The organism is Rhodococcus sp. T2V (genome assembly GCF_029269925.1).
Classification (GTDB): Bacteria; Actinomycetota; Actinomycetes; order Mycobacteriales; family Mycobacteriaceae; genus Rhodococcus_F; species Rhodococcus_F koreensis.
In genome coordinates this window covers 1-12,558 of record NZ_JARJBD010000108.1, presented here as the reverse complement: position 1 = coordinate 12,558, position 12,558 = coordinate 1, and the positions used below count along the sequence as shown (strand labels likewise).

Sequence of the window (12,558 nt, the reverse complement as noted above, 5' to 3'; positions counted from 1 at the left end):
CCTCCGGGGATGGGGACCGACCGAGTGAATCGAAGATCGACGCAGTGTGCGGATCGACTTCAACTCGACCTCTCAGTGATGCATGTCACTGTGCCATTAAGGTTAATTGACCTAGCCATTTTTGGCAATACGTTGCGGTAAACGTTGTGTGACAGGGTCGCGGCTGCGAGAGAACGACACTGCACGCCCCCGAAACATGGGGGCGTGCAGTCTCGTTCGGTGTTCTGTGTGTGTTCAGAGCGCAGTGAGCCAGGTGTCGCCCAGGGTGTATCCGTTCGGGAAGGGATCGCTGGGGTCGAGTCCGAGCTGGGTGGTGCCGGTGATCCAGGCCCGTCCGGCGACGCTGGGGACGACCGCGTCGTACCCGCCGATGGTGGTCACGGACTCCACGCGGGAGTCGAACTTGGTGCCGATCAGCGATTCGTGGACGAATCGCTCGCCGACGGCGAGTTCGCCGCGGGCGTGCAGGACCGCCACTCGTGCCGAGGTGCCGGTGCCGCACGGGGACCGGTCGATCCGGCCGGGGGAGACGACGACGGCGTTCTTCGATGTCAGATACTCGCCGCTCTCGTCGGTCTGCCGGGACAGCGGTCCGGTGAAGACCGTCTGGGTGATGCCGGGGATCTCCGGGTTTTCGGGGTGCTTGACCTCGTACTGCTGCGCGCCGGCCTTCTTGATGCGCTGGCCGAGTTCGCACAGGGCGCGGGCCTCGGACGGCACCAGGTCGAAACCTGCTTCGGTGGCGTCGACGACGACGTAGGTCATTCCGCCGTAGGCGATGTCGACGGTGAGCTTGCCCAGATCGGGGACGTCGAGGGGCACCTGGGTGTGGTAGACGAAGGCCGGCTGGTTGGTGAGCCGAACGTTTTCGACCTTGCCGTCCTTGCATTCGCACTGCACCTTGATCAGGCCGGCGGGGGACTCGAGGACCACTTCGGTGACCGGCTCGGTCATCGGCAGCATCCCCGTCTCGAGCAGCACGGTCGCCACGCACATGGTGTTCGACCCGGACATCGCCGGGTATTCCGTCGACTCGAGGATGACGTAGCCGAGGGGGGCGTCGGGGTGGTTGGACGGCAGGATGATGTTGGCGTTCTGCACCGCCGCACCGCGGGGCTCGAACAGAATCAGCTGGCGGATCTGATCGAGGTTCTCCTCGAGGTAGACGCGCTTATCGAACATCGTCTGGCCGGGAACGTCGCCGATGCCCCCGACGATGACGTTGCCGACCTCGCCTTCCGCGTGGCAGTTCACCACATTGAGTACGCGGCTGAATCGCATTGTTCGCTCTCTTCTTTCGGCGCTACCGACGCGCGCTGAGGTTGTCTTTCGGGTACCCGCGGCCCGGTCCTGCGCCGTTGGGCGCCGGCCCGGGCCGCGGTGTCCGGTGGGCAGACGGACTTACCGGTTACCGAAGATCGTCCGGTGCCAGTCTTTGCGGGCGACGCCGGTGATATCCGACATCACATGTTTGATGTTGGTGTACTCGTCGAGCGAGTAGGTCGACATGTCCTTTCCGTAGCCGGACTGCTTGTATCCGCCGTGCGGCATCTCGCTGATGATCGGGATGTGGTCGTTGACCCACACGCACCCGGCGGCGATGTCGCGGGTGGCGCGTTGCGCCCGGTACAGGTCCCGGGTCCACGCCGAGGCGGCCAGACCGAACGGGGTGTCGTTGGCCAGCGCGATGCCCTCGTCATCGTGGTCGAAGGGGAGCACGACCAGGACCGGGCCGAAGATCTCCTGCTGCACGATCTCGCTGTCCTGCGCGGCGCCGACGACCAGGGTGGGCTCGTAGTAGAAGCCGTCGGCGAGGTCGCCACCCGGGATGCTCCCGCCCCGCACGATCGTGGCCCCGCCGGCGCGGGCGCGGTCGACGAACCCGGCGACGTGCTCCTGCTGACGGCGCGAGACCAGCGGCCCCTGATCGGTGGACGGATCGGTGGTGGGACCGAGTCGGACGGTGTCCATCACGGCGGCGACACCGTCGACGAACCGGTCGAACAGCGGGCGCTGGACGTAGGCGCGGGTCGCGGCGGTGCAGTCCTGGCCGGTGTTGATCAGCGACGCGGCCACCGCCCCCTGAATGGCGGCCTCGAGATCGGCGTCGTCGAAGACGACGAACGGGGCCTTGCCGCCCAGTTCCAGATGCAGCCGCTTGCCGGCCGCGGCGGCGGCGATGCGGTGTCCGACCGGGGTGGAACCGGTGAACGAGACCATGTTGACGTCGCGGTGGGTCACCAGGGCGTTGCCGGCGGTGGTGCCCTTGCCGGTGATCACGTTGATCACCCCGTCCGGCATCCCCGCGCGGCTGGCGGCCTCGGCGAACAGCAACGAGGTCAACGGCGTGATCTCGGCGGGTTTGAGGACGATGGTGTTTCCGGCGGCCACCGCGGGCAGGATCTTCCATGCGGCCATCTGCAGCGGGTAGTTCCACGGGGCGATCGATCCGACGACGCCGATCGGTTCGCGGCGGATGCTCGAGGTGTGATCGCCCGAGTACTCGCCCGAGGCCTTGCCCTCGAGATTGCGCGCCGCGCCGGCGAAGAAGGCGACGTTGTCGATGCTGCCCGGCACGTCGAACTCGGTGGTCAGCTTGATCGGTTTACCGGCCTGCGCCGACTCCACGGTCGCGAGCTGATCGGCGATGGTGTCGAGTTCGCGGGCCCACCGGGTCATCACCTCGCAGCGGTGGGCCGGGGTGGCGCCGGCCCAGTCCGGTAGGGCGCCGGCGGCGGCGGTGACGGCGTCGTCGACGTCCTCGGTCGATGCCAGGGGGCCGGTGACGACGGTCCGACCGGTGGACGGGTCGAGTACGTCGAACGTGTCGGCGGACTTGCCGTCACGGTAACGGCCACCGATGTACTGCGCGGGGCGGTCCCAGATATGTTGCGCCACAGTGATTCCTTCGTTTCTTCCGGACAGGGGAGGGTGGTCGGGTCGGCGTCGCGTCGGGCCGGTCAGCGGTTGTCCACCATCACGTGCTTGAGGCGGGTGTACTCGAGCAGCCCGGCCTCGGCGTTCTCGGTGCCGATGCCCGAGGCCCCGAATCCGCTGACGGGCAGGTCCGCGGCGAAGACCAGGTGGTTGTTGACCCACACGGTGCCGAAGTTCAGGGCGTTCTGGACGCGGGTGGCGGTACCGACGTTGCTGGTGAACACCGACGACGCCAGCCCGTACAGGGTGCCGTTGGCCAGCGCGATCGCCTGCTCCTCGGTCTCGAAGGTCTGCACGGTGAACACCGGTCCGAAGATTTCCTCCTGGACCAGTTCTTCGTCGTCGGCGACTCCGACGACGATCGTCGGGGGGAAGAAGAACCCGTCACCCTCGCAGTTCTCGCCGCCGGCGACCACGCGGGCGCCGGAGGTGCGGGCCTTGATCTTGGCGAGCACCCGGTCGCGCTGCTGGGCGGAGTTCAGGGGCCCGATGGTGGTGGTGGGATCGAGGACGTCGCCGAGCTTTTCGCGGCTGCACCGCGCCTTCAGTCCGTCGACGAATGCATCCAGCAGGGACGCGTGCACGATGACCCGGCTTGCGGACATGCACTCCTGGCCGGTGTTGTACAGCCCGCCGATCGCGATTGCGTCGAGCGCGGATTCGAGGTCGGCGTCGCCGAAAACGATGACGGGGGAGTTGCCGCCGAGCTCCATGATGGCCTTCTTGACGCCGTCGGCGGCCGCGATGCCGACCTTGCGGCCGGTCTCGATGGATCCGGTGAACGAGACCACGTCGATCTTCGGGTGCCGGGCGAGGGCGTCACCGGCGACGGCGCCGGTGCCGAAGACCACGTTGAACACCCCGTCCGGGAGCACCCGGGCGACGATCTCGGCGAGCCACGCGGTCGAGTACGGAGTGGTCTCGGCGGGCTTGAGGACGTACGTGTTGCCGGTGGCGAGGGCCGGGAACACCTTGGCGACCGCCTGCAGCAGCGGGTAGTTCCACGGGGTGATGCCGGCGGCGACGCCGACCGGTTCGCGGCGCATGATCGAGGAGACACCCTCGAGGTAGTCACCGCTGGAGGGGGCAGGCAGGGTGCGGGCGGCGCCGGCGAAGAACCGCATCGCGTCGATCACCCCGGGCAGTTCCTCGTCCCGGACCGCGGTGATGGGCTTGCCCGCATCGACCGCCTCGATGATCGAGATCTCCTCGAGCAGTTCCTCGGTCAGGGTGGCGATGTCGAGCAGGAACTTCGAGCGGGCGGCGGGGGTGAGGGCCGCCCACCCGGGCTGCGCGGTGCGGGCGGCGGCCACCGCGGCGTCGACGTCGGCAGCAGAGGAGGCCGGGACCGTGCCGATTTCGCGGCCGGTGGACGGGTCGATCACCGTGATGGTGTCGGGCGAGCTCGACGGGGTCCAACGACCGTCGATGAAGTTGCCGGTCACTCGTCCGGCGAGCGTGTGCAGCACCGAACGCTGATCGGATCCGATCGTGGAGAGGGTCATGGGTGAGATCCTTTTCTTTTCGGGCAGGTCTGGGGGTGACGGGACTATCGAGGTGTCGGTCGGTAGGAGCCGGGGTAGTTCATCGCTGCCTCGAAAACCTCGTCGGAGAGTTCCTCGGCGGCGTCCTCCAGGCGCGGCGGGTTGCGGTGCTGACCGGGGTAGCCGATCAACTCTCGGACCGCGGGCACGAGGTAGTAGGCGCCGCTGACCGCGGTCGCCAGCACCTCGAACCGCGCCCGGTCGCTCTCGTGCAGGTCGATGACGGCCGGTTCGAGGTCGGGGACCGTCTCCAGTCGTGTCAGCTCCGTCTGCAGCGCACCGACCAGGTCCGCCCGGGCGGTCAGGGCCCGCTCGAGCCAGATCCCGTCGGGGTCGGCGTCGCGGAGGCTTGGCCGGGTCGCCGTGGCGGGGATGAGGACGTCGGCGATGCGCCAGAGCGTCTGCCGTTCCTGCTCGCTCAGGTGTGTCATTCGGAAATCTCCTGCCAGCGTGCGTTGTTCGTGAGGTGTTCGGCGGCACGCAGAGCCAGTGCCGTGATGGTCGCGGTCGGGTTGACCGCCCCCGAGGTGGGCATCACGCTGCCGTCGACGATCGCCAGGTTCGGCACGTCGTGCGCGATGTTCCACTCGTTGACCACCGACGTGGCGGGATCGGTGCCCATCGTGGCCGTGCCCAGCAGATGTCCGGGCTGCTCCGGCCACAGGTCGGTGGCCACCGTGCGGACCGCTCCGGCGGCCTCGTGCGCCTCGGCGGCGCGTTCGAGATTGAACTGCAGGAGTTTCTTGGTGTTCTCCGACAACCGGTAGCGCACACGGGGAGCCGGGATGCCGTTCGAATCGGTGAGCGTCGGGTCGAGATCGACGTGGTTGCTCTCCTCTGGCATGTCCTGCGAGTTGATGCCCCACTGCAGGCCCCGGCCGAGCGTTTCGTCCATACGGTCGTGCACCGCCGGCCCCCACTTCTCGGCGAACGGGCGCCGGTCGTGCAGCGACAGTGCGCGCAGCGGCCCGCCGATCGGCATGACCTGCCACTTCGCGCCGCCGACGAAGCCGCGGGATGCATCGGTCTCGTAGAACTCGAGCGAGTGAATGGCCTGCCCGGCCGGTCCCAGCCAGCTGTCGAGCGGCTCGTCATAGATACCGGTGACCTCGGCGTTCGGGTGCAGCATCAGCCGCTTGCCGACCAGGCCGGACGAGTTCGCCAGCCCGTTCGGGGCGCCGCCGTGCGCGGAGAGCAACAACAGTCGTGGGGTGCCGATGCCGTTCGCGGCGACGACGACCAGTCGGGCCTTCTGCCGGTGCTCGCGGCCGGCGGCGTCGACGTAGACGGCGCCGTCCGCGCGACCCTTGGCGTCGACGGTGATCGTGCTGACCCGGGCGCCGGTGATCAACCGGGCGCCGTGCCGGATGGCGGTCGGCCAGTGGGTGAGATCGAAGGACGACTTCGCCCCCTCCGGACAGCCGGTCTCACAGGTGCCCCACCGGGCGCATCGCGCGAACTCACCATGCTTCTGGGAGGCAATCGCGTTGGGGGAGGGCCACCAGTGCCAGCCCAGCTTGTTCATCCCGCGAGCCGCGATCCGCCCGATCTTGCCGATGGGATGCGGCGGCAGCGGGGGCACCATGCCGTCGGGGTACATCGGGTCGCCCTCGAGTCCGGCGAGGCCGACGGCGGCGTCCATCCGGTCGTAGTACGGGGCGAGGTCCTCGTAGGTGATCGGCCAGTCGTCGGCGACACCGTTGAGGGTCTTGACCCGAAAGTCCGAGGGCAGCAGGCGCATCCAGTGCGCGCTGTAGATCAGCGTGCTGCCACCGACGCCCGCGAACATCACCGGCGAGACGTCCGACTCGGACACGTTCGTCGGATAGTCCTCGGCGTTGCCGCGCACGTTCGGTTCGGGATACCACTGCTTCTGCGCCAGCAACTCCCATTCCGGCTTGACGGCAGGAAACTCGCCGCTGTTGACCCAGCGGCCCTGCTCCAGGCAGACCACCGAGAACCCGTGCCGGGCCATGTGCTCGGCCACGACACCACCGGAAGGGCCGGCGCCGATGATCAGGACATCCGCCCGATCCGAAGGTGTAGGTGTCCCATCGCCGATTGTCATCGGGATATCTCCTCCCGGCCACGCGGGCCTTGGGTCGTACCGGAGCGGCAACCGCAGGTCGCGCATTCGCTCGTCAGTTCACTCACGCGGCGCCGAGACGCCGATCACACCTAAGAGGATAATTAACTTGGCCATTTTTGGCAAGATAAATGCAACTGAGGCGGATGATCGTCAGATCATCCGCCTCAGGAAAGGGGAAAAGGGGGAGTGGGTCAGTGGACGCCGGCGGTGAGGAAGGCCGGCAGTTGCCGGTGCGGGGTGCGCTGGAGGACGTCCGCGACGATGCTCTCGAAATGGCCGAGATGCCGGTACATCTCCTGTTCGATCTCGACAGGGTCGCCCCGCTTGAGCGCTGCCAGCGTCGCTTCGTGCAACTCCACCCCGCATTCGTAGTCTTCCGGGGTGCGCAGCATCATGTCGTGGACGGGGGCGAGCTCCTTTTCCAGTCCCTTCATCATCGCCTCGAGGGACGGGTTGCCCGCGGCGCGCCAGATGGTCCGGTGGAACAGCAGCTCGGCCTGAGCTGCCCGGGCGAGGTTGTCCTTGTGGGCGCGCAGTAGATCGATCGAGTGCTGCATCAGCTGGTAGTGCTCGTCGGTGGCGCGCACGGCGGCCAGCTGCGCCACGCGCGGCTCGAGGGTCTTGCGCGCCTCCAGGATGCGGAAGATCTCGTCCGCCTGGAGCGGGTCGGCCTCCGGTGAATTCTCGAGGCCCTCGGGGATCCAGATCGAGATCACTTCGGGGTTGCCGTGCCGACCCGGGCGGCTGCGGAGGATGCCGGCTTCGACGAGCTTGGAGATCGCGCTGCTGACCGTCGGACGCGAGACGTCCATTTGTGCGGCGAGCACCCGCTCCCCGGGTAGGACGTCGCCTTCGCGCAGCTCACCGGACTTGATGCGGTCGATGATCTGGTGCATGACGTCACCGCCCGCGCTTCGGCTCCGTACCGGCCTGAAGTCCCTCACCATTGCCTCCTCGTGCGTTGCCGTGCCCGCTCCATTACATGGTAAGACATCTGCCAAATATGGCCAGTCATTGTGTCCGCTGAAGATGTGGATCGGTTGTGGTCCCGCTACAGGGGTGATGCCCGCGCCGACGCCGCGATCGCGCTGGTGGTGAGACCGAGGGTTGCGACGAGGATGCCGAGGAGGGCCCACAGCGACGCGGACTCGTCGTCATCTGCGGAGTGGGCTGCGGTGTCCAGAAGGCCGGCGGCGAGTCCACCGACGCCCAGGACGATGCCCAGACCCGCCGTCCAGAACGTCACGACGGACAGCGTGCCGAACACCATCGCGACAACGGAGAGCAGTGAGGTGCCCATGCGCTGCGGTTCACGTGGCGGTGATTGCTGTCGCCCGAGACGGCGCGGCGACCCTGGCGGTGCCAGTCTGGTACCGGCTCGACGAGTCGGGGGACCTCCTGGTGTGGACAGAGCGCGGAACCGTCAAGGAACGACAGGTATCTCGGGCCCGACGAGGCCGAGGCCTACCGTGCAGAGTCGCACAACGACAAGGCCGCACCGCTCCGAATGAGCCCGATTACCTGGCACACCGCCGACTACAGCAAGCCCACCTCGTCACGGGGCCGGAGCGGGTTCCGCACTCACAAACGTTGAAAACAGCTCCACAGTTCCCTATATGCCGCGGGGTCAGTTCGTGTACAGCGCCGCGCCGAGTCCGCCGTCGACGACGATGGCCGCGCCGTTGACGAACGACGCGTCGTCCGAGACGAGGAACCGCACCACATTTGCGACTTCGGCGGGTTCGGCGATCCGCTCCACCGGATAGGCGGAGGCAATTTCCTGCCGTGCCAGTTCAGGGTCGGCATGGGCAGCAAAGTACTGCTGGACCATCGGGGTGTTCATGTCACCGGGAAGCACTGCGTTGGCGCGGATTCCGGCGCGCGCCAGTTGGCGCGTGACGGCGATGCTGCGAGTGAGTCCGAGAACTGCATGCTTGCTGGCGGTATACGCGGTCAGCATCGGGTCTGCGCTCACCGACAGGACGGAGGCGATGTTGACGATGCTTCCCCCGTGGCCGTGTCGCAGCATCGCGGCTGCGGCGTGTTTGCACACCCAGAAAGGGCCGCGAACGTTCGTCAGGTCGATGGCGTCCCAGTCCTCGTTTGTGGTCTCCAGAAAGTTCCGTTCGATCTGACGTCCGGCATTGTTGACCACGAAGTCGAGCGTTCCGAAGCTGGACTCGACCTGTGTGAGGGCGTCGACCACGCTCGGTTCGTCCGTGACATCGGCCTGCAAGGCGACGACGGTCCCTTGCAGGCCCTGGGCCATCCGTGCGGTTTCCTGCAAGGTGTCGGCGTTGCGGCTCAGGGCGACGACGTTGGCGCCGTGGGCGGCCAGCGCCAGCACTGTTGCCCGGCCGAGGCCACCGGAAGCGCCGGTGACGAGTCCGGATTTAGCTGTGCAAGAGAGCATGTGGTTCCTCAACTAGGGCGAGATCGCGATCGACGGGCCCATTGCGAGATATCCCGCTCCGGGCGCGTGACTGCGAGACGCGGCGACTGAACCCAGGGTCATCGACACCGGCACTCGTCGGATTCCGCGAATGACTCGGTTCGGGATTCGCTGACTGGGATGGGAAGATTGGTTGTTGCCCGAGAACCTACCGTGGCGAGCGGCCGATGGCCCAGGTTTGCGCAACCTACTTATGTCCCGCTTATCTCCCGTTAGAGAAGTGCCCACACTTGATCCCGCGAAGATTCGACGCTGACGTGACCATCTCCGCGCCAGTGATGAGTTGTGATGTGTGACTGTGAAAAGCGCTTGCGCGTCATTTCGGAATGATCGTCACCACGCTGGGCGCACAAGGGGCATCACCGGCCTGCCCGCCGTTCAGGCACTCGGCGACACCATCGGAAAGCCGCGCCAGCTCGTCGCCGGCCGCGCCTACAAGTACGTCACCAACGACACGTCCGCGCTGCCGGTCTGGCGACTCGGCTACACGACCTGCATGCGCTCCAGCGCGCGGAACACACTCCGGACCCGGGAGTGAGCGACACTCTCTGGATCGACGGCGTCCTCTACCCGACGAGCCTTCCGGAAGGTTGCACGACATCGAGCCGATCGACACCACGATGGACGTCGGTGTGCAGGGGCGACTTGCTCAGCGTCCCGACGACATCCTGCACACCAGGCGCCCCGTGCGGCTGCGGGCGCACCATCACCCTGTCCGACACGGACTACCCGGATCTGCGGATGCCGTTCCAGCACGGCACCCTCGCCTGGGAGGCGTCCTATCCGGCAACGCGACCGCGGGCACGCACAAACCCCGGCGCTGATCGATGGGATCCGGACCACCAGCGAGTGAGGGGACTAGTGCGCCTTGGCCGTTCCCTTCCTGCGTGCGGCGGCGTCCGGTCGTTCTTCCGGTGCGGATTCGTCGCGGGACTGCGACGACGAGTCACTGGGCGTCGTGACCCGTGGTCTGCGCAGTCTGTGCGGCTTCGGCTGTTGTTCTTCGTGGACCGCGTGAGACGACGTTGTTTCCGTGCTCGAGCTCTCGTCGACGGTGGAATCCTCGGGGTCCCGCGGGTGGGCGTTCCCGCGGCGGCCGATCCTCTTCACCCCGGCGACCAGGTGTCCGCCGCCGGCCACCACGTGCGCGCCACGCGACCGGATGCGGTCGCGGAACGAATCGACGTGCTCGCTGGTGGCCTCGGCCGTGGCAGCCGCGGTGTCGAGGAGCTCGTCCCGAACCGAATCGCCGAGTTCCGCGATCTCCGGAGACGAGGCGAGGAACTCCGATCCCTGTGCGAGCAAATCCTCAGGCCCCTTGGGGGACCCGCCCACTCCAGCGATCTTCACGGCCATCTTCAACTGGTGTGTGCGCCCCAGTAGGTATCCGGCGCCGACCGCTGTGGCAACCTCGACTTTGGTTTTGGTTTTCTTGATTTTCATGATCGAACCCACTTGTTGTGTGTCGTCGCCACGCACAGCGTCGGGCGCGGGAGCATGTGAAAACTCTGGCGCGTCGGTGCGCGAGGCGTATATCGCGACTACCCCGTGCGCCCGGTCCCCAATCGCAACTCCATCGGAAGCCGCTGTGCGGACGACCGTCCACGCGGCCGCCGTGCCCCGGTGCGAACACCTTCCTCCCGGATGAGCACGGGTGCTGCATCGGTCTCGGTCTGCTCGGGCAGCCGCCGACGGGGGGCGGCGCGAGGACCGCATCCGCGGTCACCGTCGCACGGAGAAGAAGTCCCTGGGCCCGGTCCGCACTCGCCGGAGACGACTTCGTGAGTTTTCGACGGGGTGGTCTGGGTGGCAAGCTCCGAGCTTTGGGGTGGTGTGATCGTCGCTTACCTCGGTGGTGTTCGATGCTTCTGGAGGGAGTCGATCTCGGCGGACACCTCGTCGAGGCGGCGTCTGGCCTTCGCCAGCAGGCCCTCGAGTTCGAGAATGCCGACTTCCACTTCTTCTCGCTCGGCCAACCGGCGGGCGAGCTCGTTCGGAGGTGATTTCGTCTTCATCTATTCACGATACGCAGGTCATCCGGCCTGATGAGGTCGACCTGTTCCTCGCGTGAAACGTGTGTGTGGGAGTGATTCAAGGGTTTGCGGAAGGGCCGCACGCGGCCGAGGCTGGGTGGGCGAACACCCGGCCTCGGCGCGTACGACGTAGGGCGCCCCGCGGTCGAAGGGGTTGGCGACCGGAGCCGGGGCTGGCTGCCCCGGCCGGTGTGCGCGGGCCCGGGACAACGTAGTGAGCGGGTACCCGGATCCGGGCTGGCTACGCCGGATTCCCGCAGGCCCAGGGGTGCGTCGCAGTTCGATGGCCTGGGTGTGCTTATGATCCGGGTGCGTGGCGGAGCGAAAAGGTGCCGACCGTGTCCGAGAGCAAGCACACCCCGGAACCCGAGCCCGGTGCGCTGAGCGCGGGTGCTGGAGCGCTGGGCGTCCGTACCGGCGCAGACCGGTCGAATCTTGGAGGACTTCGCCGAGCTGACAGACACCGAGGAGCGTGGGCACCGATGGGCACCCGTGCACCGGTGGACGGGTGCGCTCGACAACGGGCGGTTGGTGTTCGCCGACACCGACGGCCTGACTGCGGACCCGGCCTGATTGCGGTCCTCGGGCACGAGTGAGATCGGGCCGGTGGACCCGTGGCCTGCCGACCAAGTCGAGACCGCCCCTCATGCCCGTGGCCCCCGGGGCGGTCGACCGGTTACTTCACCGTCACGCTGCCGGTGAAGAAGCAACCAGCAGTTCAAACCGGGGCGCGACCGACCGCAGCATTCCCCACGCCGGCGGTGTTCGAGGAGCTCAACCGCCGCCGCCCCGAGCATGGTCGGCGGTGCCGCGCGTACCAGCCGACGCCGACTGTTCCTCCGCGCCCGGGTGGAGCGGTCACCGTGTGGCGGCGCGAACGGCCGCGACGAGTCCGGCCACGAGCAGGGCCAGCAGCGCGAGCACCAGCAGAACCGGCCCAGCACCAGCCCGAGAAGGATGAGCAGGACGAGGGCGACCTGCCCGGTACGGCTCAACCCGGACACCAGGCCCTTAATCAGGGATGCCCGGATGGCGTTGGGGGAGATCATCGGCCACGCCCTCGAGGCCAAGCGGGACCCGGACACCCGCAACTCTCGAGATGCTGTCCCCGCTGACCGACACCGTCACCGTCCGTGACCCCACCCACGACGAGGACGCCATGCAGATCGCGGATCTGCTCGAGGTCGACGGCAGGACGAGCTCGAACAGGCCGTCGGGGAGCTGGCCGAACGCTGGGACACTCGGGTCACGATGCGCCTCCTCCGGCCGATGGCGCCCTACGGCTTCATCGTCGCCCGCACATAGCCTCCCGTCCGATCCACGAGAGGCAGGTGCGTCACCCGGATCCCTTGTGCACAATTGCGGCCCCGATCCTCCCCGGTACCACGGATCGGCACCGGCACACGCCGTCGTCGTCCGCAGGAGCCACCGACCGGTCGGACCGTTTCGCGGCCGAACTGCAATCTTGCGTTGGGCGGCCGATTGAGTGCCCCCGCCCTGGGG

Annotated in this window: 12 protein-coding genes and 1 pseudogene; 3 read left to right on the top strand and 10 right to left on the bottom strand. The window is 67.5% G+C overall.

Annotation, left to right across the window (positions count from 1 at the left end):
• Positions 1 to 234: 234 nt before the first annotated feature.
• The 8 genes from P3H15_RS45885 to P3H15_RS45850 all read right to left on the bottom strand — a co-directional run bounded on the left by P3H15_RS45885 (position 235) and on the right by P3H15_RS45850 (position 8,983).
• A complete protein-coding gene (locus P3H15_RS45885) occupies positions 235 to 1,281 on the bottom strand; it encodes a proline racemase family protein (RefSeq protein ID WP_276143394.1) in 1,047 nt (348 codons plus the stop codon).
• A 120-nt stretch (positions 1,282 to 1,401) separates the two neighbouring features.
• On the bottom strand, positions 1,402 to 2,898 hold the full coding sequence (locus P3H15_RS45880) for a gamma-aminobutyraldehyde dehydrogenase (RefSeq protein WP_276143393.1): 1,497 nt from the start codon (positions 2,896 to 2,898) through the stop codon (positions 1,402 to 1,404).
• 62 nt (positions 2,899 to 2,960) lie between these two features.
• Positions 2,961 to 4,442, bottom strand: coding sequence for an aldehyde dehydrogenase family protein (locus P3H15_RS45875; RefSeq protein WP_276143392.1), 1,482 nt, complete (start codon positions 4,440 to 4,442; stop codon positions 2,961 to 2,963).
• 44 nt (positions 4,443 to 4,486) lie between these two features.
• Positions 4,487 to 4,912 (bottom strand): hypothetical protein, encoded by a 426-nt coding sequence (locus P3H15_RS45870; RefSeq protein ID WP_276143391.1) that lies wholly within the window; start codon positions 4,910 to 4,912, stop codon positions 4,487 to 4,489.
• Positions 4,909 to 6,549 (bottom strand): GMC family oxidoreductase, encoded by a 1,641-nt coding sequence (locus P3H15_RS45865; RefSeq protein WP_276143390.1) that lies wholly within the window; start codon positions 6,547 to 6,549, stop codon positions 4,909 to 4,911. The genes P3H15_RS45870 and P3H15_RS45865 overlap by 4 nt, the downstream gene beginning before the upstream one ends.
• A 212-nt stretch (positions 6,550 to 6,761) precedes the next feature.
• Positions 6,762 to 7,466 (bottom strand): FadR/GntR family transcriptional regulator, encoded by a 705-nt coding sequence (locus P3H15_RS45860; RefSeq protein ID WP_276143389.1) that lies wholly within the window; start codon positions 7,464 to 7,466, stop codon positions 6,762 to 6,764.
• 155 nt (positions 7,467 to 7,621) lie between these two features.
• Complete coding sequence (locus tag P3H15_RS45855) at positions 7,622 to 7,870, bottom strand: hypothetical protein (protein ID WP_276143388.1); 249 nt, start codon at positions 7,868 to 7,870, stop codon at positions 7,622 to 7,624.
• Between the two features lie 327 nt (positions 7,871 to 8,197).
• Positions 8,198 to 8,983 (bottom strand): SDR family NAD(P)-dependent oxidoreductase, encoded by a 786-nt coding sequence (locus P3H15_RS45850; protein ID WP_276143387.1) that lies wholly within the window; start codon positions 8,981 to 8,983, stop codon positions 8,198 to 8,200.
• 331 nt (positions 8,984 to 9,314) lie between these two features.
• On the opposite strand from P3H15_RS45850, the gene P3H15_RS45845 reads away from it, so the two are divergent.
• Entirely contained in the window at positions 9,315 to 9,560 is a 246-nt protein-coding gene (locus P3H15_RS45845; RefSeq protein WP_276143386.1) for a hypothetical protein, read from the top strand.
• Between the two features lie 320 nt (positions 9,561 to 9,880).
• On the opposite strand, the gene P3H15_RS45840 is transcribed toward P3H15_RS45845, so the two are convergent.
• Together P3H15_RS45840 and P3H15_RS45835 are read right to left on the bottom strand one after the other, a co-directional pair.
• A complete protein-coding gene (locus P3H15_RS45840; RefSeq protein WP_276143385.1) occupies positions 9,881 to 10,465 on the bottom strand; it encodes a hypothetical protein in 585 nt (194 codons plus the stop codon).
• A 401-nt stretch (positions 10,466 to 10,866) separates the two neighbouring features.
• The gene (locus P3H15_RS45835) at positions 10,867 to 11,037 is read right to left on the bottom strand and encodes a hypothetical protein (RefSeq protein WP_276143384.1); all 171 of its coding nucleotides are present in this window, start codon (positions 11,035 to 11,037) and stop codon (positions 10,867 to 10,869) included.
• 408 nt (positions 11,038 to 11,445) lie between these two features.
• Between P3H15_RS45835 and P3H15_RS45830 the strand changes: the two genes are divergently transcribed.
• Positions 11,446 to 11,628 (top strand): hypothetical protein, encoded by a 183-nt coding sequence (locus P3H15_RS45830; protein WP_276143383.1) that lies wholly within the window; start codon positions 11,446 to 11,448, stop codon positions 11,626 to 11,628.
• A 444-nt stretch (positions 11,629 to 12,072) separates the two neighbouring features.
• A pseudogene (locus P3H15_RS45825) lies at positions 12,073 to 12,360 on the top strand (GvpL/GvpF family gas vesicle protein); the annotation flags it as partial.
• Between the last annotated feature and the right edge of the window lie 198 nt (positions 12,361 to 12,558).